Consider the following 17,229-nt stretch of genomic DNA (forward strand, 5'->3'; position numbering starts at 1 on the left):
ACGATGAAAGTTCGAGCTTCCGTAAAGAAAATGTGCCGTAACTGCAAGATCATTCGTCGCAATGGCGCCGTGCGTGTCATCTGCAGCGAGCCGCGGCACAAGCAGCGTCAGGGCTAAGTCCTGACGATTGCGACTCACCGGTGCCGGCATGCCCCTTGCCCTCCCGAGGGTAAAGGGGTATGCTGTTGCGCCTTTTGTAGTAGACCCAATCGAGCAAGCCGCTCAAATTTCGGAGAAAGCTGATGGCCCGTATTGCAGGCGTCAATATCCCGGACAACAAGCATGCGGCGATCTCGCTGACCTATATCTTCGGGATTGGCCGCACTCGTGCACAGGACATCTGTGCCGCGACCGGCATCGCGCCGACTACCAAGATTCAGGAGCTCTCCAGCGACGAGCTGGACACCCTGCGTGCTGAAGTCGGCAAGTACACCGTTGAGGGTGACCTTCGTCGTGATGTGACGCTGAATATCAAGCGTCTCATGGACCTGGGTTGCTATCGTGGTCTGCGTCATCGTCGTAGTCTTCCGCTGCGTGGTCAGCGCACCAAGACTAATGCGCGTACCCGCAAGGGCCCGCGTAAGCCGATTCGCAAATAATTACGCACGTTCTGGCGTTTAGACAGGAAGAAACATCAACATGGCTAACCCGCGTAGTAACCGTAAAAAGGTGAAAAAGCAGGTGGTGGATGCGGTCGCCCACATCCATGCCTCTTTTAACAACACGATCGTGACGATCACAGACCGCCAGGGCAATGCTCTCTCCTGGGCAACTGCCGGTGGTTCGGGTTTTCGTGGTTCTCGCAAGAGCACCCCGTTCGCTGCTCAAGTAGCAAGCGAACGTGCAGCGACCGCTGCAGCCGAGTATGGTGTAAAGAACGTCGACGTGCTGGTCAAAGGCCCCGGTCCGGGCCGTGAGTCCGCCGTGCGCGCACTGAATGCCGCCGGTTTCCGCGTGCAGAGCATCACCGACGTGACGCCCATTCCCCACAATGGCTGCCGTCCGCCGAAGAAACGCCGCGTTTAAGGAGACAGACTCATGGCTCGTTATATTGGACCGAAGTGCAAACTGTCTCGTCGTGAAGGTACCGACCTCTTTCTGAAGAGCGGTGTCACTCCCTTCGAGAAGAAATGCAAATCCGAGCAGATCCCGGGTGTGCATGGCCAGCGCCGTCAGCGTCTTTCCGACTACGGCTTGCAGCTTCGTGAGAAGCAGAAGGTACGTCGTCTCTACGGCGTCCTCGAAAAGCAGTTCCGCAGCTACTACAAGGAAGCCGCCCGCCGCAAGGGCGCGACCGGTGAGGTGCTGCTGCAGCTGCTGGAATCCCGACTGGACAACGTCGTCTACCGCATGGGCTTTGGCTCCACTCGCGCCGAAGCGCGCCAGCTGGTCAGCCACAAGGCCATCGCCGTCAACGGCCGTACCGTCAACGTGGCCTCCTATCAGGTCAAGCCCGGTGACGTAGTGTCCGTGCGTGAGAAGTCCAAGAACCAGGCGCGCATTCAGACTGCGCTGTCCATCGCCGCCAACCGTGGTGATATCGCCTGGATCGACGTCGACTCCAAGAAGATGGAAGGCACTTTCAAGGCTCTGCCTGAACGCGGCGACTTGTCTGCCGACATCAACGAAAACCTGATCGTCGAGCTGTACTCGAAGTAAGCCGCATCGCCGGATGCCCGAGGGCATCCGGCCATCGAATTCGAGTATCCGTTTGGCAGCCTGAAAGGTGTTCTTATGCAGCGTTCAGTGACAGAGTTTCTCCGTCCTCGCGATATCAAGGTCGAAGAGATCAGCGCGCATCGTGCGAAGATCGTGCTCGAGCCCTTCGAGCGCGGCTTCGGCCATACCCTGGGGAATGCGCTGCGTCGCATCCTGCTCTCGTCCATGCCCGGCTGTGCCGTGGTGGAAGCCGAGATCGCCGGTGTCGAGCATGAATACAGCGCGATCGAAGGGGTTCAGGAAGATGTGATCGAGATCCTCCTCAACCTGAAAGACGTGGCGATCAAGATGCATAGCCGCGATGAGGCGGTGCTCTCGCTGAACAAGCAGGGCCCGGCCGTCATCACCGCGGGTGATATCGTCGTCGACCACGATGTCGAGATCGTCAATCCCGAGCACGTCATCGCCCACGTCAACGAAGGCGCCGAGCTGAAGATGCAGCTCAAGATCGCCCGCGGACGCGGTTACGAGCCGGCGGATGCTCGCGAGAGTGCGGATGATGAGTCACGCGCCATCGGTCGCCTGCAGCTGGATGCGACCTTCAGCCCCGTGCGTCGTGTTTCCTATGCCGTCGAGGCCGCGCGTGTCGAACAGCGCACCGACCTCGACAAGCTGATCATCGATCTGGAAACCGATGGCACCCTGGATCCGGAAGAGGCGATCCGTCGCAGCGCCACCATCCTGCAAGAGCAGCTGAGTGCGTTTGTCGACCTGGAAGCCGACAAGGAACAGGAAGTGGTAGAGGAAGAGGATCAGATCGATCCCATCCTGCTGCGCCCCGTAGACGATCTCGAGTTGACCGTCCGCAGTGCCAACTGCCTGAAGGCCGAGAACATCTACTACATCGGTGATCTGATTCAGCGTACCGAAGTGGAGCTGCTGAAGACGCCGAATCTCGGCAAGAAGTCCCTGAATGAGATCAAGGACGTGTTGGCGGCACGCGGTCTGTCCCTGGGCATGCGCCTGGAAAACTGGCCGCCGGCCAGTCTGAAGGACGATAAGGCCTCCGCGTGAGTGTCGACTCGAGTCCCAGTTTGGTAAGGAATCACAACCATGCGTCATCGTAAGAGTGGTCGCCACCTGAATCGTACGAGCTCGCACCGCAAGGCCATGTTCAAGAACATGTGCGTTTCGCTGGTCGAGCACGAAGTGATCAAGACAACCCTGCCCAAGGCCAAGGAACTGCGTCGTCATATCGAGCCGCTGATCACCCTGGCCAAGCAGGATAGCGTTGCCAACCGTCGTCTGGCCTTCAGCCGCACCCGCTCCAAGGAAGCGGTCGGCAAGCTCTTCAACGAGCTGGGTCCGCGTTACGTCGAGCGTCCGGGTGGTTACATCCGTATTCTCAAGTGCGGTTTCCGCACCGGCGACAACGCCCCCATGGCCATCGTCGAACTCGTCGACCGTCCGGTCGTCGAGGAGGTCGAGGAAGCCGCCGAGGAGTGATCCCCGGTGGGCCCCGGCCCGGCAATGACAGAAAAACCGGCTCCCTTCGGGGGCCGGTTTTTTTTGTCAGCTACAAGGCGCAAGGCTGTCCTTCGGACAGTTTCAAGTAGCAAGGAAGCCCTTGAAGACTGTTCAACAAGGGGAAGAATTCCTTGCTCCTTGCTCCTTGCTCCTTGCTCCTTGCTCCTTGCTCCTTGCTCCTTGCTCCTTGCTCCTTGCTCCTGCCGTCAGGCCGTCAGGCCGTCAGGCCGTCGCCTTGGTCTTGGCCTTCTGGGCCTTGGCGCGCTCCAGCAGCGGCTTGAGGAAGCGCCCGGTATGCGAGACCTCCATCTCGGCGACCCGCTCCGGGGTGCCCTCGGCGATGATCCGCCCGCCGCCGGAGCCGCCTTCGGGGCCCAGGTCCACCAGCCAGTCGGCGGTCTTGATCACGTCCAGGTTATGCTCGATCACCACGATGGTATTGCCGTGGTCGCGCAGCCGGTGGAGCACCGTCAGCAGCTGGCGGATATCCTCGAAGTGCAACCCGGTGGTGGGCTCGTCGAGGATATACAGGGTCTTGCCGGTATCGCGCTTGGCCAGCTCCCGGGCCAGCTTGACCCGCTGGGCCTCGCCGCCGGACAGGGTGGTGGCGCTCTGCCCCAGGCGGATATAGGAGAGGCCCACGTCCATCAGGGTCTGCAGGCGGCGGGCGATGGCCGGCACCGGCGAGAAGAATTCCAGCGCCTCCTCCACGGTCATGCCCAGCACCTCGTCGATGCACTTGCCCTTGTACTGCACCTCCAGGGTCTCGCGGTTGTAGCGCTTGCCCTTGCAGACGTCGCAGGGCACGTAGATATCGGGCAGGAAGTGCATCTCCACCTTGATCATGCCCTCGCCCTGGCACGCCTCGCAGCGTCCGCCCTTGACGTTGAAGCTGAAGCGCCCCGGCTTGTAGCCCCGGGAGCGGGCCTCCTGGGTGCCGGCGAAGAGCTCGCGGATCGGCGTGAAGATGCCGGTATAGGTGGCCGGGTTGGAGCGCGGGGTGCGGCCGATGGGGCTCTGATCGATATCGATCACCTTGTCGAGCTGGTCGAGCCCCTCGATGCCGGCGTAGGGCGCCGGGGTCAGGGTGGTGGCGTGGTTGAGCTCCCGGGCGGCGATGGGCATCAGCGTCGAGTTGATCAGGGTCGACTTGCCGGAGCCGGAGACCCCGGTGACGCAGATGAAGAGCCCCAGGGGCAGCTCCAGGGTGACCTCCTGGAGGTTGTTGCCGGTGGCGCCGGTGAGGCGCAGCACCTTCTGGGGGTTGCCGGGGATGCGCCAGGGCGGCACCTCGATGCGCCGGGTGCCGGCCAGGTACTGGCCGGTCAGGGAATCGGGGTGGGCGGTCACCTCGTCCGGGGTGCCCTGGGCGACGATCCGCCCGCCGTGCACGCCGGCGCCGGGGCCGATATCCAGCACATGGTCGGCGGCACGGATGGCGTCCTCGTCGTGTTCCACCACGATCACGGTGTTGCCGAGGTCGCGCAGGTGCTCCAAGGTCTTGAGCAGGCGGTCGTTATCGCGCTGGTGGAGGCCGATGGAGGGCTCGTCGAGGATATACATGACGCCTACCAGGCCGGCGCCGATCTGGCTGGCCAGGCGGATGCGCTGAGCCTCGCCGCCGGACAGGGTCTCGGCGCTGCGCTCCAGGGTCAGGTAGTCGAGGCCCACATTGACCAGGAACTCCAGGCGGGCGTGGATCTCGTTGACGATCTTCACGGCGATCTCGCCGCGGCGCCCCTCGAGCTCCAGCTGGCGGAAGTAGCTCCGGGCCTCACCGATGGGCAGGCGTACCATCTCCGGCAGGGTGCGCTCGTCGATATAGACGTGACGGGCCTCCTTGCGCAGCCTTGAGCCGTGGCAGCTGGGGCAGGGCTGGACTGCGATATAGCGGGCCAGTTCCTCGCGGACCGAGTTCGACTCGGTCTCCCGGTAGCGGCGCTGCATATTGGGCAGTACCCCTTCGAAGGGGTGCTCCCGGGTCACCTTGCGGCCCCGGTCGCCGACATACTCGAAGGCGATGGGGTCGTGGCCGCTGCCATGGAGGATGACCTCGCGCTCGTGGCGGGCCAGCTCCTGCCAGGGAGTCTCCAGCTCGAAACGGTAGTGCTTGGCCACCGCCTGGAGCTGATTGAAGTAGTAGACGCTGCGGCGGTCCCAGCCCTTGATCACTCCCTCGGCGAGCGACAACTCCGGGTGGCTGATCAGCTTGTCCGGGTCGAAGACCTGCTGCACGCCCAGGCCGTCGCAGCTCGAGCAGGCGCCGGCCGGGTTGTTGAAGGAGAACATGCGCGGCTCGAGCTCGGAGATGGAGTAGCCGCACACCGGGCAGGCGAAGCGCGCCGAGAAGGCGATATCCTCCCGCTCGCCCTCCATGAAATGCACCATGGCCACGCCGTCGGCCAGGTTGAGGGCGGTCTCGAAGGATTCCGCCAGGCGCTGGGCCAGCCCCTCGCGGACCTTGATGCGGTCCACCACCACGCTGATATCGTGCTTCTTGTTCTTGTCCAGGGGCGCCAGGTCGTCCAGCTCCAGCACCTGGCCGTCGATCATGGCGCGCACGAAGCCCTGGGCCCGCAACTCGGCGAGCAACTGCAGGTGTTCGCCCTTGCGGCCGGAGACCACCGGGGCCAGCAGCATCAGCTTGCTGCCCTCGGGTAGGGCCAGCACCTGGTCGACCATCTGCGAGATGGTCTGGGCCTCCAGGGCCTCGCCATGCTCCGGGCAGCGCGGGGTGCCGGCGCGGGCGAACAGCAGGCGCAGGTAGTCGTAGATCTCGGTGATGGTGCCCACGGTGGAGCGGGGGTTGTGGGAGGTGGACTTCTGCTCGATGGAGATCGCCGGCGAGAGCCCCTCGATATGGTCGACGTCGGGCTTCTCCATCATCGACAGGAACTGGCGGGCATAGGTGGAGAGGGACTCCACGTAGCGGCGCTGTCCCTCGGCGTAGAGGGTGTCGAAGGCCAGCGACGACTTGCCGGAGCCGGAGAGGCCGGTCACCACGATCAGCTTGTCGCGGGGCAGGTCGACGTCGATATGCTTGAGGTTATGGGTACGTGCGCCCCTCACCAGGATCCTGTCCATTACCACCTCGCGGTGCGTGCAAAACCTCGATTATACGGCCTGGCCCGAAGCCCCGGCAAAGCCGCACTGCGATGAGCTGACATCGCGGCTGGCGCCCCTCGGCCATTCCCGCTGTTATGGGTATTGCCTCGCGCTTTCCCCCGATGGGGGCGAGCCGCTAGAATATGGCCCTTCACGACGGCGGCCCCTGCCGTCGATATCGATTCCTGGATTCGTTACCCGCATGGTCTCTCGCCTGTTACGCGCCACCGAGCGCCGTGCCATCGTCGGCCTCTCCGGCCTCTACGCCACCCGCATGCTGGGCCTGTTCATGGTGCTGCCGGTGCTGGCCCTCTATGCCGGCGAGCTGGAGGGCGCCACGCCGCTGCTGATCGGCCTGGCCCTGGGCGGCTATGGCCTGACCCAGGCGGTGCTGCAGATCCCCTTCGGGCTGCTCTCCGACCGCCTGGGACGCAAGCCGGTGATCGCCTTCGGCATGCTGCTGTTCCTGCTCGGCAGCCTGGTGGCGGCCCAGGCCGAGAGCATCGCCCTGGTGATCCTGGGGCGCTGCCTGCAGGGCAGTGGCGCCGTGGCCGCCGCCATCATGGCACTGCTGGCCGACCAGACCCGGGAGGAGGTGCGCACCGCCGCCATGGCCAGCATCGGCCTCTCCATCGGCGTGGCCTTCGCCATCGCCATGGTATTGGGCCCCTGGCTGGCCGCGGCCTTCGGCCTGGCGGCGGTCTTCTGGGTGACCGCCGGGCTGTCGCTGCTGGGGCTGCTGGTATTGTGGCGCCTGGTGCCCCAGGCGCCACAGCGCCGGCATCGCGACGTGGGCCTGGATCGTGCCCAGTTGCGCGCCGTGCTGGCACGCGCCGACCTGCTGCGCCTGGATTTCTCGATCTTCGCCCTGCATCTGGTGCTGATGGCGTTATTCGTGGCGATACCGCTGCGCCTGCTCGACGCGGGCCTGGCGGTCGAGCATCATGGGTGGGTCTATCTTGGCATCATGGGGCTGGCCTTCGTCGGCATGGTGCCGCTGGTGATCATCGCCGAGAAGCGCCGCCGCATGAAGACGATGTTCCTGCTGGCGGTGGCCGGTCTCGGCCTGTGTAGCCTGGGGCTGGGCCTGGCCGGTGACGGACGCTGGGCCCTGATGGGCTGGCTGCTGGGCTTCTTCGTGGCCTTCAACCTGCTCGAGGCGACCCTGCCGTCGATGCTCAGCAAGCTGGCGCCCGCTGGTGCCAAGGGCACCGCCATGGGGGTCTACTCCACCGGCCAGTTCCTGGGCGCCTTCCTGGGCGGGGTGCTGGGCGGCGCCCTGGTGCAGTGGGGCGGGCTGGAGGCGGTCTTCTACGGCTGCGCCCTGGTCGGCCTGCTATGGCTGGGCCTGATCGCCGGCATGGCGCCGCCGCCCCACCTCTCCAGCGAGGTGGTGGCGCTGGAGGACGAGCCCCATGACGCCCTGGATTCGTTGATGGAGCGCCTGGCCGAGGTGGCCGGCGTCGAAGATGTACTGGTCGTACCGGAAGAGCGGGTCGCCTACCTCAAGGTGGACCGCCAGCGGCTCGACAGCGAGGCCCTGGCCCGGGTGGCCGGGAAACGCAAATCGTAGCGGGCTCGCGGTGCCATACCGGCGCCGGGACCCCACTGGAACTTTCGGGAGCGCCGTTCCGCGCTCCCCAAGCGAGGAGTCAATTATGGCCCGTGGTGTCAACAAGGTCATCCTGATCGGTAATCTGGGGCAGGATCCGGAAGTGCGCTTCCTGCCCTCCGGCAACCCGGTGGCCAACCTGCGCATCGCCACCACCGACAGCTGGACCGATCGCCAGAGCGGCCAGCGTCAGGAGCGCACCGAATGGCATAGCGTGGTGCTCTTCAACAAGCTGGCGGAGATCGCCCAGCAGTACGTCAAGAAGGGCTCGCGCATCTATATCGAAGGGCGCCTGCAGACCCGCAAGTGGCAGGGCCAGGACGGCCAGGATCGCTATACCACCGAGATCGTCGGCAACGACATGCAGATGCTCGACAGCCGTGGCGGCGGTGGCCAGGGCGGCGACTACCCGCAGCAGGGCAATTACGGTGGCGGCATGCCCCAGCAGGGCGGCGGCTATGGCGGCCAGCCCGGTGGCTACGGCAATGCCCCCCAGCAACCCGCCGCCCAGCCGGCGCCTCAACCGGCCCCCCCGCAGGGCGGCTATGGTCAGCAGCCCGCGCAGCCGCAGCCCCAGCGGGCGCCGCAGCAGCCGCCGGCCCAGCAGCCCCCCGCCCAGGGCGGCCAGGGCAACAACTATGGGGCGCCCAACCCGGGCAATTTCGATGACTTCGATGACGAGATCCCGTTCTAAGCAACGAAGCGCATCGATGGGCAGCGGAGAGCGTTGAGTGAAGCTATTGATCCTGGATGCCGGGCACTGCCTGAGCCTGGCGCTGGTGCGCCTGGCCAGTCGTCGCGGTGATACCGAGCTGGTGGTGGAGCCGGGGCTCGACCTGACGGCCGAGCGGTTGGCGGAGGTGAGCCCCGACGCCCTGGTGGTTCCGCCCCTGACCCAGCCCATCAGTGCCGAGCCGGCGATGGTCTTGGCCCATGCCGAGGCGGTGGAGTCCTGCCTGGCGGCTTGTGCCGCCGCCGGCGTGCCCCTGGTGTGGTGCGTCTCGGATCAGCTCTACGAAGACGGCTTCGAGACCGCCATCGACGAGCATGTGATTCCGGCGCCCCGGGACGAGAGCCTGCGACGCTTGATCACTACCGGGGATCGTATCCGGGAAGGGTATCGCCGGCATCTGATCGTACGGCTGGGGCCGCTGTTCGCCCTGGAGGGCGGCAGCGCCTGGCTCAGCGAACTGATCGAGCGGCTGATGGCCGGTGAGCAGGTACGCGCCGCCGAGGACGTGATCTTCTGTCCCACCTCGGTGGATGCCGCCGCCATGGCCCTGCTCGGCATGCTGCAGCAGCAGCACTGCGGGGCCGAGGCCTGGGGCGCCTACCACCTGGCGGGCACCGAGCCGGTCAGCGCCTATACCTTCGCCTCCCTGGTGCGCACCCAACTGGAGACCCGCCTGGAGGGGATCGGTGAATCGGTGGCCCTGGGGCCCATCAAGGCCCTGAATCACCACCACGACCAGCCGTTGCGCCGGGTGCTCAACTGCCGCCGGGTGCTGGAGGCCTTCGGGGTCCACCAGAAGCCCTGGCGCCTGGAGGTGGGACGGATGCTCGACGAGTGGTGCAAGGCGCGCCGGGAGGTGGAGGCATGAACCTGGCTCGCAGCCTGCTCTTCTATGCCGGCTACTTCCTGGCCATGCTGGTCTGCGGCGTGCTCTTCCTGCCGCTGTCGCCCCTGCTGCCGCTGCGTGATCGCTATCGCCTGCTCAACCTCTACAACCACTTTATCCTGGCCTGGTTTCGCCTGGCCTGCGGGGTGCGCTACGAGATCGAGGGGCTGGACCGCCTGCCGCCGGGGCCCTGCGTCATCCTGGCCAACCACCAGTGCGAGTGGGAGACCATCTACCTGCAGATTCTCAAGCCGCCGGTCTGCACGGTGCTCAAGCAGGAGCTGCTGCGGATTCCCATCTTCGGCTGGGGGTTGCGCCTGCTGCATCCCATCGCCCTGGATCGCTCCAGGCCGGCTCGGGCCATGAAACAGGTGCTGAGTCAGGGCAGGCAGCGCCTGGAGGAGGGGCTCTCGGTGCTGATCTTCCCGGAGGGCACCCGGGTGGCTCCGGGACACCGCAAGCGCTACAACAAGAGCGGGGCGGTGATCGCCTGTCGCGCCGGGATGCCGGTGGTGCCGGTGGCCCATAATGCCGGGGAGCGCTGGCCGGGGCGGCACTGGGTCAAGAACCCGGGGACCCTGCGCCTGGAGGTGGGCGAGCCCATCGCCACCGTAGGCCGCACCCCCGAGGAGGTGCTGGTGGAGGTGGAAGCCTGGATCGAAGGGCGCCTGGCGGAAATCTCCGAGGTGCCGCGGCCGAGCCCCGCGGGGGCAGCCCCCGGCGGGGCCGAATCCACGGCCAGGGTGCAGGAGTGACCGGCCCAGGTGATATGGCAGCAGGGGGCTGACCCCGGTGCTCAAGCAACCATACAAAAGCGGCGCCCATGGGGCGCCGCTTTTGCGTTGGGGCGAGAGGCCTTAGCCCTCGAACTTCTCCAGCACCAGGCAGGCGTTGGTGCCGCCGAAGCCGAAGCTGTTGGAGAGCACCCGCTTGACCGCCACGCTATCGCGACGCTGGGTGACGATATCGAAGCCATCGGCCTGTTCGTCGAGGGCCTCGACGTTGGCGGAGGCGGCGATGAAATCGTTCTCCATCATCAGCAGCGAGTAGATCGCTTCCTGCACGCCGGTGGCCCCCAGGGAGTGGCCGGTCAGCGACTTGGTGGAGCTCATCGCCGGCGTGGTATCGCCGAAGACCTCGCGGATCGCCTTGAGCTCGGCCACGTCGCCCACCGGCGTGGAGGTGCCGTGGGTATTGATGTAGTCGATAGGGCCATCCACGCCGGCCATGGCCTGGCGCATGCAACGCACCGCACCCTCGCCGGAGGGGGCGACCATGTCATGGCCATCCGAGGTCGCGCCGTAGCCGACGACTTCGGCATAGATCCTGGCGCCACGCGCCTTGGCGTGCTCCAGTTCCTCAAGCACCAGCATGCCGCCGCCGCCGGCGATGACGAAGCCGTCGCGGGCCTGGTCATAGGGGCGGGAGGCCTTCTCCGGGCTCTCGTTGTACTGGGTGGAAAGCGCGCCCATGGCATCGAAGAGGCACGACAGGGTCCAGTGCTCCTCCTCGCCGCCGCCGGCGAAGACCACGTCCTGCTTGCCCAGCTGGATCTGCTCCACGGCGCTGCCGATGCAGTGGGCCGAGGTGGCGCAGGCGGAGGAGATGGAGTAGTTGACGCCCTTGATCTTGAACGGCGTGGCCAGGCAGGCGGAGACGGTACTGCCCATGGTGCGGGTGACCCGGTAGGGGCCGACCCGGCGCAGGCCCTTCTCGCGCATCACGTCGGCGGCCTCCACCTGGTTGGCGCTGGAGGCGCCGCCGGAACCGGCGATCAGGCCGGTGCGCTCGTTGGAGACCATCTCCGGGGTCAGGCCCGAGTCCTCGATGGCCTGGGCCATGGAGACATAGGCGTAGGCGGCCGCGTCGCCCATGAAGCGGCGCAGCTTGCGGTCGATCAGGGCATCCAGGTCGATATCCACGACGCCGGCCACCTGGCTGCGGAAGCCACGTTCGGCGTATTCATCCTTGAAGCGAATACCGGAGCGCCCGGTCTGGAGCGCCTCGAGCACCTGATGACGGTCGTTACCGAGGCAGGACACGATGCCCAAGCCGGTGACTACCACTCGTCGCATGGGAGCCTCCTGGTCAGAAATTCGCGGTGGAGGTAAACAGGCCGACGCGCAGGTCATTGGCCTGATAGATATCACGGCCGTCGACGGAAACGGTGCCGTCGGCGATGCCGAGAATCAAGCGCCGGGTGATGATGCGCTTGATATTGATCCGGTAGGTGACCTTCTGGGCATCCGGCAGGATCTGGCCGGTGAATTTCACCTCGCCACAGCCGAGGGCGCGGCCGCGACCCGGGTGGCCCAGCCAGCCCAGGTAGAAGCCGACCAACTGCCACATGGCATCCAGGCCCAGGCAGCCGGGCATCACCGGGTCGCCGGGGAAGTGGCAGTCGAAGAACCACAGGTCCGGACGGATATCGAGCTCGGCGATCAGCTCGCCTTTGCCGTGCTCACCGCCCTCCTCGTGGATATGGGTGATACGGTCGAGCATCAGCATATTGGGTGCCGGCAGCTGGGCATTGCCCGGGCCGAAGAGTTCACCTTGGCTGCATGCCAGCAGCTCATCGCGGCTGAAGGAGTGTTGCTTGATCACAGAGTCGTTCCGAGAGTCGCAGTTTTTATAGGCCGCATGCATCACGGCACTTGGCATTCTACTTTCCGGCGGCGGTGATTGCACGTTGAGGCTAGAGCAGATTAAAGCTTGCTCATCAAGCGCCGATAGTTTCTCTTAAGGGTGGCGCCTGCCATCACACTCTCTCACTCGCCGGGTCGATCCTATGTGGCCTAGTTTTTCTCTCGACCGTCCCCTGATCTGGGGCGGCCTGATCGCCATGGCGGCCATTGGCTGGTTGCCCAACCTCTGGCTGCGCCTGGCGGCCATGGTCATCATGCTGCTGGGCCTGATGGACCTGTGGCGCCAGGTCACTCGGGAGGGGCAGCGACGCCAGCTGCTGGAGAGCGCCCTGCAGCTCTCCGCCGATGGCGTGGTGGTCTGCGACGCCAATAACCGCATCGTCGCCATCAATCCCGCCTTCACCCGCATCACCGGCTACGGCGCCGAGGAGGTGCTGGGCAAGCCCATGTCGATGCTCGCCTCCGAGCGCCAGGACAAGGCCTTCGACGAGCGCTTCCGTCAGGCCCTCCAGGGACAGGGGCGCTGGGAGGGCGAGGTGTGGAGCCGACGCAAGCATGGCGACCAGTACCCGGAATGGCTGCGGGTCCAGGTACAGGCCGACGCCAGGGGGCGCATCACCCACTATGTCTCCCTGTTCACCGATATCTCCCGCCACAAGGCCCGGGAGCAGGACCTGCAGCGCATCGGCTTCGAGGATCCGCTCACCGGCCTGCCCAATCGTCGCCGCCTGAACGACCTGATGGGCTCGCGGCTGCGCTCCCTGCGTGCCGGCGAGGCGCTGGACATGGCGTTGATCGATATCGACGCCTTCAAGTCGGTCAACGATGCCCTGGGGGTCGACAAGGGCGATCGCCTGCTGGCCAGCTTCGCCCAGCGCCTGGCGCGCCAAGTGGCCGGCGGTGTGGTGGGGCGGATCGGTGGCGACGAATTCCTGGTGATGCGCACCACCACCTTCGATGACCATGATCGCTGGGTCGAGGAGCTGCGCGATCACCTGGGCATGCCCTTCGAGCTGGAGGGGCAGACCCTGCGCCTGGGCATGACCATCGGTAGCTGCCGGGCCCCGGAGGATGGTCGCGACGCGGGGGTGCTGTTCCAGCGCCTGGAGTCGGCGCTGTATACCGCCAAGCGTCATGGGCGCAATCAGCACCAGCGCTTCCGGCCGGCCCTGGACGTGGCGGGGGATCACCAGTTGGGGCTGGTCAACGCCCTGCGCAACGCCCTGGCCACCGGCACCCAACTGGAGCTGCACTACCAGTCCCAGCACCGCATCGACAGCGGCGAGCTGGTGGGCTTCGAGGCGCTGCTGCGCTGGCGCCATCCGGAACTGGGCATGGTCTCGCCGGCGGACTTCATTCCCCTGGCGGAACGCCATGGCCTGATGGTCTCCCTGGGCCGCTGGGTGATCGAGCAGGCGGTGGGGCAACTGGCGAGCTGGCGGCGTGCCGGCATGCCGGCGGTGCCGGTATGGGTCAATATCTCGGCGCTGCAGCTGATTCAAGGCGACCTGGAGGCGCAACTGGCCGCCTGTCTCAGCGAATTCAAGGTGCCACCCCGGCTGCTGGGACTGGAGCTCACCGAATCGGTGCTGCTGGACGAGCGGGCGGGGGATATCTATCCGCGTCTCTCGGCCTTGCAGGAGCGGGGGCATCAGATCGCCATCGACGACTTCGGTACCGGCTACTCCTCGCTGAGCTACCTCAAGCGCCTGCCGGTGGACAAGCTCAAGCTCGACCGCGCCTTCGTGCGCTCGCTGCCGGAGGATCAGGCCGATGCCGCCATCGTCGCCGCGGTGCTGGCCATGGCCGAGGGCCTGGGGCTGGAGGTGGTGGCCGAGGGGGTGGAGGAGAAGCCCCAGCTGGAGTATCTGGCCAGCCACGGCTGTCCCCTGGTGCAGGGCTTTATGTTCTCGCGCCCCATGTCGGCAGCGGATGTGGAGGCGGCCTGGTTGGCGCCGCCCAGCGCCCCACCGGCCTCGCCGACTCTCGAGGAGGCGGTCCAGGCCCGCTGATGGGTTACCGCCCCGGAGCGTCGCGTACTCTCGTCAGCGCTCGCTTATCTTCATGGACCGGGCCGTGGGACATCCTGCCTTCGAGAATCGGCCTGGGAATCAGCGCTCCAGGGCGGAGAAGGCATCCAGCGCGCGCTGGCGGGCGGCCTTGTGCTCGACGATGGGGGTGGGATAACCGTGAGCGCGGCGCTCCGCCTCGGGGGGATCATGGCGCTGCTTGGACGCCACCTCGGACAGCTCCGGTACCAGGTCGGCGATAAAGCGAGCGTCGGGATCGAAGCGCCGCGACTGGGTGGTGGGATTGAAGATGCGGAAGTAGGGGGCCGCATCGGTGCCGGTGGAGGCGGCCCACTGCCAGCCGCCGTTATTGGCGCAGAAGTCGCCATCCACCAGGTGGCGCATAAAGAAGGCCTCGCCGCGGCGCCAATCGATCAGCAGGTGCTTGCTGAGGAACATGGCGCTGATCATGCGCAGCCGGTTGTGCATCCAGCCGCTGGAGACCAGCTGGCGCATGGCGGCATCGACGATGGGGTAGCCGGTGCGCCCCTCGCACCAGGCCCGGAAGGCCGCCTCGTCGTCCCGCCAGGCCAGCGCCTCGGTATGCGGCTGGAAGGCGCGATGGCGGCAGACCGCCGGGAAGGCCGCGACGATATGCCGATAGAACTCCCGCCACACCAGCTCATTGACCCAGGCCGCCAGGCCCGTATCGCCCTCCGCCAGTCGGCCGTGGTTCTCCGTCAGCACCGCCTGCAGGCACTGGCGATGGGAGAGCATCCCCAGGGCCAGGTAGGGGGAGAGCTCGCTGGTGCCGGCCACCGCGGGAAAGTCGCGCTGTGCCTGGTAGTGGCGCCCGCGGTAGCGCAGGAAGCGGCTCAGTCGTTCCTCGGCGGCCCGGCTGCCGGCGGGCCAGCGGCTGGCCACCACGGCCTCGTCCGGCATGGCGGGGCGCGGCGGCAGGGGCTCGCCGTCGATGGCCAGTGGCGCCTGCACCGCGGGGGTGGGGGAGAGGGCCAGGCGCTCGGCCTCCAGGTGGCGATGCCAGGCGCGGCTGAAGGGAGTGAAGACCCTGTAGGGCTCGCCCTGGCCGGTCAGCAGCTCGCCGGGGGCGAAGGCCACGCCGTCGTGGTGGCCGCTGACCCGGATGCCGCGGGCCTCCAGGGCCCGGGTGACGGCGTGGTCGCGGCGCGCCTCGTCCAGGGGGTAGTCGTGGTTGAAGTGCAGTCGCCTGGCACCGAGCGCCTCGGCGATGGCGCCTAGCGCCTCGGGGGCGGCGGCGAAGTCGCCGATATCCCGCTGCAGCAGGGGAATATTGAGGCCGGCCAGGTCATCGGCCAGGGCGCTGACGCCGCGGCGCAGGAAGTCGAGGCGGTTGGCGCCATGATCATGGGCGCGCCACTGCTCGGGGCAGTGCAGGAAGACGCCCACCACAGGCCCCTGGCGGGCCGCCGCGGCCAGGGCGCGGTGATCGTGAATACGCAGGTCGTTGCGAAACCAGACCAGGACGGGGGGAGCGGGCATTCAACCTCCTTGTTTTCAGGCATCGCGCTTGTCTCGGGGGTATCGAGCCCCGGGGCTCCCAGCGCCCCTTCAGAGGCATCGCCTGGTTAGAGTCGCTCGCCCAGCGCCTGGATGGCGGCCTGGGGCGTCTCGCCCAGCAGGGCGACCCGGGTGGCCTCCAGTTCGCCGGCGCGAATGCGTGCCACCGGGCCGCACAGCCCCAGGGGCACCGAGAGCTGCTCCGCCAGGCGCGGCAGCTGACGGCGAATCAGGTCGGCGCGCTCCGCCTGGCCGCTGCACAGCACCAGGGCCGCCGCCTTGAGGCGCTCCGTGGCCAGCGGCCATTCGCCGAAGGGCAGGGGGCCATCCAGCAGGTGGATCCGGTAGCCGGCGTCGCTGGCGGCCAGGGCGGCGAGCAGGTCCCATAGCGGGCCCTTGGCCTCCGGCAGGTGGCTGATCACCAGCCAGGGCCCCGTATTGCCGCGATTGGCGTGGTAGAGGCGGATGCCGACCCGGGTGCGCAGGAAGGACTCCAGGGTGCGGCGCTGCAGGCAGGCCCCCAGTTGCTCCTCCCAGCCCTCCTCCAGGCTCGTTACCACCGGCGTCAGCAGCTCCTCCAGGCAGGTGGCCATGGGGTAGAGGGCCAGGGCCTGCTGGTAGAGCCCCTCCAGGCGGTCGAGATCGAGGCTCTCCACGGCGGCGGCCATCTGCTGGCGCTGCTCGGGCCAGTCACCGGCGCCGGGGGCCGGCGCCTCGACCCGCTCGGGCTGGTCGAGCAACTCGGTCACCTGGCTGACCGGCACGCCGCGATTGAGCCACTGCAGGATGCGCTCGATGCGCTCGATATCCTCGCGGGTATAGAGGCGGTGCCCCTTGGGCGTGCGCTGGGGGCGGATCAGCCCGTAGCGGCGTTCCCAGGCGCGCAGGGTCACGGCATTGACGCCGGTGAGGCGGGAGACCTCGCGGATCGGGTAGAGCGGGGTGTCGCTGGGGTGGGTGGCCTGTAGCGTCATGACGACCTCGCACGCTCATGGATAATGGTGGTCAGGGCCTCGACGAAGGCGGGATGCTCCCCCACCGGCGCCAGCAGCGAAAGGCGCAGTTCGGGATGCCGCGCCTCCAGCGCTTCCACCTGGCCCGGCACGTCCTCGCGCAGATGGCGGCCGGCGGCGAAGAACAGCGGCAGGATATCGATGCGGGTGATGCCGTCGGCGGCCAGCTCGGCCACGCTGGCCTCCAGCGAGGGCTCGCAGAGTTCCATATAGGCCAGACGCAGCGGCGTGCTCAGGCGCTGGGCGAGGGTCTCGGCCAGGGTGGCGAAGGGCGCCTGCCAGCGCGGGTCGCGGGAACCGTGAGCAAGCAGGATCAGGGCGTGGGACATCGGGGGCCTCCAATCAGCGAAGCGGGAGCCGTCATTCGGCCAGTGCCCGGCCCAGGTGGTGGCCGAAGCGCCAGGCGTTCAGCCGCCGCCGCAAGGGCCCAGGCCGGCTCCGAGGGTGGCAAGGGAGGACATGGCACGGTTCCGGCGGCGGTGAATGAGTAGGCAGCGTGGC

The 17,229-nt window shown here is 66.9% G+C and carries 17 protein-coding genes; 11 read left to right on the top strand and 6 right to left on the bottom strand.

What is annotated here, in order from left to right; genetic code table 11:
• Window positions 1-3: 3 nt before the first annotated feature.
• The 6 genes from rpmJ to rplQ all read left to right on the top strand — a co-directional run bounded on the left by rpmJ (window position 4) and on the right by rplQ (window position 3,165).
• Window positions 4-117, top strand: coding sequence for a 50S ribosomal protein L36 (rpmJ, locus tag ACZ5EF_RS00550; RefSeq protein WP_008959154.1), 114 nt, complete (start codon window positions 4-6; stop codon window positions 115-117).
• A gap of 125 nt (window positions 118-242) precedes the next feature.
• Window positions 243-599 carry a 30S ribosomal protein S13 gene (rpsM, locus tag ACZ5EF_RS00555; RefSeq protein WP_146803715.1) on the top strand — a complete coding sequence of 119 codons (357 nt, stop codon included), beginning with the start codon at window positions 243-245 and terminating at the stop codon, window positions 597-599.
• A 40-nt stretch (window positions 600-639) separates the two neighbouring features.
• Window positions 640-1,026: a 30S ribosomal protein S11 gene (rpsK, locus tag ACZ5EF_RS00560; protein ID WP_146803714.1), complete on the top strand. Its 387-nt coding sequence runs from the start codon at window positions 640-642 to the stop codon at window positions 1,024-1,026.
• 12 nt (window positions 1,027-1,038) lie between these two features.
• The gene (gene rpsD, locus ACZ5EF_RS00565; RefSeq protein ID WP_195861420.1) at window positions 1,039-1,659 is read left to right on the top strand and encodes a 30S ribosomal protein S4; all 621 of its coding nucleotides are present in this window, start codon (window positions 1,039-1,041) and stop codon (window positions 1,657-1,659) included.
• Between the two features lie 75 nt (window positions 1,660-1,734).
• Window positions 1,735-2,733, top strand: a complete 999-nt coding sequence (locus tag ACZ5EF_RS00570; RefSeq protein ID WP_346062933.1) for a DNA-directed RNA polymerase subunit alpha — start codon at window positions 1,735-1,737, stop codon at window positions 2,731-2,733.
• Between the two features lie 39 nt (window positions 2,734-2,772).
• Window positions 2,773-3,165, top strand: coding sequence for a 50S ribosomal protein L17 (gene rplQ / locus ACZ5EF_RS00575; protein ID WP_195861422.1), 393 nt, complete (start codon window positions 2,773-2,775; stop codon window positions 3,163-3,165).
• 243 nt (window positions 3,166-3,408) lie between these two features.
• Here the strand turns inward: rplQ and uvrA are convergent, their stop codons facing one another.
• Complete coding sequence (gene uvrA, locus ACZ5EF_RS00580; protein WP_346062934.1) at window positions 3,409-6,270, bottom strand: excinuclease ABC subunit UvrA; 2,862 nt, start codon at window positions 6,268-6,270, stop codon at window positions 3,409-3,411.
• 223 nt (window positions 6,271-6,493) lie between these two features.
• Between uvrA and ACZ5EF_RS00585 the strand changes: the two genes are divergently transcribed.
• The 4 genes from ACZ5EF_RS00585 to ACZ5EF_RS00600 all read left to right on the top strand — a co-directional run bounded on the left by ACZ5EF_RS00585 (window position 6,494) and on the right by ACZ5EF_RS00600 (window position 10,277).
• Window positions 6,494-7,864, top strand: coding sequence for an MFS transporter (locus ACZ5EF_RS00585; protein WP_346062935.1), 1,371 nt, complete (start codon window positions 6,494-6,496; stop codon window positions 7,862-7,864).
• Between the two features lie 85 nt (window positions 7,865-7,949).
• A complete protein-coding gene (ssb, locus tag ACZ5EF_RS00590) occupies window positions 7,950-8,597 on the top strand; it encodes a single-stranded DNA-binding protein (protein ID WP_346062936.1) in 648 nt (215 codons plus the stop codon).
• 37 nt (window positions 8,598-8,634) lie between these two features.
• Window positions 8,635-9,504, top strand: coding sequence for a sugar nucleotide-binding protein (locus ACZ5EF_RS00595; RefSeq protein WP_346062937.1), 870 nt, complete (start codon window positions 8,635-8,637; stop codon window positions 9,502-9,504).
• Entirely contained in the window at window positions 9,501-10,277 is a 777-nt protein-coding gene (locus ACZ5EF_RS00600; RefSeq protein WP_346062938.1) for a lysophospholipid acyltransferase family protein, read from the top strand. The genes ACZ5EF_RS00595 and ACZ5EF_RS00600 overlap by 4 nt, the downstream gene beginning before the upstream one ends.
• A 102-nt stretch (window positions 10,278-10,379) precedes the next feature.
• On the opposite strand, the gene fabB is transcribed toward ACZ5EF_RS00600, so the two are convergent.
• Entirely contained in the window at window positions 10,380-11,597 is a 1,218-nt protein-coding gene (fabB, locus tag ACZ5EF_RS00605) for a beta-ketoacyl-ACP synthase I (RefSeq protein WP_346062939.1), read from the bottom strand.
• Between the two features lie 13 nt (window positions 11,598-11,610).
• The gene (gene fabA / locus ACZ5EF_RS00610; RefSeq protein ID WP_346062940.1) at window positions 11,611-12,126 is read right to left on the bottom strand and encodes a 3-hydroxyacyl-[acyl-carrier-protein] dehydratase FabA; all 516 of its coding nucleotides are present in this window, start codon (window positions 12,124-12,126) and stop codon (window positions 11,611-11,613) included.
• Between the two features lie 184 nt (window positions 12,127-12,310).
• On the opposite strand from fabA, the gene ACZ5EF_RS00615 reads away from it, so the two are divergent.
• Window positions 12,311-14,179 (top strand): putative bifunctional diguanylate cyclase/phosphodiesterase, encoded by a 1,869-nt coding sequence (locus tag ACZ5EF_RS00615; RefSeq protein WP_346062941.1) that lies wholly within the window; start codon window positions 12,311-12,313, stop codon window positions 14,177-14,179.
• Between the two features lie 99 nt (window positions 14,180-14,278).
• Here ACZ5EF_RS00615 and phrB read toward each other — a convergent pair whose 3' ends face one another.
• The 3 genes from phrB to ACZ5EF_RS00630 all read right to left on the bottom strand — a co-directional run bounded on the left by phrB (window position 14,279) and on the right by ACZ5EF_RS00630 (window position 17,057).
• On the bottom strand, window positions 14,279-15,697 hold the full coding sequence (gene phrB / locus ACZ5EF_RS00620) for a deoxyribodipyrimidine photo-lyase (RefSeq protein WP_346062942.1): 1,419 nt from the start codon (window positions 15,695-15,697) through the stop codon (window positions 14,279-14,281).
• An 86-nt stretch (window positions 15,698-15,783) separates the two neighbouring features.
• A complete protein-coding gene (locus ACZ5EF_RS00625; protein ID WP_346062943.1) occupies window positions 15,784-16,689 on the bottom strand; it encodes a MerR family transcriptional regulator in 906 nt (301 codons plus the stop codon).
• Complete coding sequence (locus ACZ5EF_RS00630; protein WP_346062944.1) at window positions 16,686-17,057, bottom strand: sirohydrochlorin chelatase; 372 nt, start codon at window positions 17,055-17,057, stop codon at window positions 16,686-16,688. Before ACZ5EF_RS00630 ends, ACZ5EF_RS00625 begins: the two co-directional genes overlap by 4 nt.
• Window positions 17,058-17,229 lie beyond the last annotated feature (172 nt).

The organism is Bisbaumannia salifodinae (assembly GCF_055388505.1).

What these genes read in the sequence shown, in the direction of transcription:
- rpmJ (WP_008959154.1), top strand. Translation starts at nt 4, where the DNA reads ATGAAAGTTCGAGCTTCCGTAAAGAAAATGTGCCGTAACTGCAAGATC.
- ssb (WP_346062936.1), top strand. Translation starts at nt 7,950, where the DNA reads ATGGCCCGTGGTGTCAACAAGGTCATCCTGATCGGTAATCTGGGGCAG.
- rplQ (WP_195861422.1), top strand. Translation starts at nt 2,773, where the DNA reads ATGCGTCATCGTAAGAGTGGTCGCCACCTGAATCGTACGAGCTCGCAC.
- ACZ5EF_RS00570 (WP_346062933.1), top strand. Translation starts at nt 1,735, where the DNA reads ATGCAGCGTTCAGTGACAGAGTTTCTCCGTCCTCGCGATATCAAGGTC.
- ACZ5EF_RS00615 (WP_346062941.1), top strand. Translation starts at nt 12,311, where the DNA reads ATGTGGCCTAGTTTTTCTCTCGACCGTCCCCTGATCTGGGGCGGCCTG.
- fabB (WP_346062939.1), bottom strand. Translation starts at nt 11,597, where the DNA reads ATGCGACGAGTGGTAGTCACCGGCTTGGGCATCGTGTCCTGCCTCGGT.
- rpsD (WP_195861420.1), top strand. Translation starts at nt 1,039, where the DNA reads ATGGCTCGTTATATTGGACCGAAGTGCAAACTGTCTCGTCGTGAAGGT.
- ACZ5EF_RS00585 (WP_346062935.1), top strand. Translation starts at nt 6,494, where the DNA reads ATGGTCTCTCGCCTGTTACGCGCCACCGAGCGCCGTGCCATCGTCGGC.
- rpsM (WP_146803715.1), top strand. Translation starts at nt 243, where the DNA reads ATGGCCCGTATTGCAGGCGTCAATATCCCGGACAACAAGCATGCGGCG.
- uvrA (WP_346062934.1), bottom strand. Translation starts at nt 6,270, where the DNA reads ATGGACAGGATCCTGGTGAGGGGCGCACGTACCCATAACCTCAAGCAT.
- ACZ5EF_RS00625 (WP_346062943.1), bottom strand. Translation starts at nt 16,689, where the DNA reads ATGACGCTACAGGCCACCCACCCCAGCGACACCCCGCTCTACCCGATC.
- ACZ5EF_RS00630 (WP_346062944.1), bottom strand. Translation starts at nt 17,057, where the DNA reads ATGTCCCACGCCCTGATCCTGCTTGCTCACGGTTCCCGCGACCCGCGC.
- phrB (WP_346062942.1), bottom strand. Translation starts at nt 15,697, where the DNA reads ATGCCCGCTCCCCCCGTCCTGGTCTGGTTTCGCAACGACCTGCGTATT.
- ACZ5EF_RS00600 (WP_346062938.1), top strand. Translation starts at nt 9,501, where the DNA reads ATGAACCTGGCTCGCAGCCTGCTCTTCTATGCCGGCTACTTCCTGGCC.
- rpsK (WP_146803714.1), top strand. Translation starts at nt 640, where the DNA reads ATGGCTAACCCGCGTAGTAACCGTAAAAAGGTGAAAAAGCAGGTGGTG.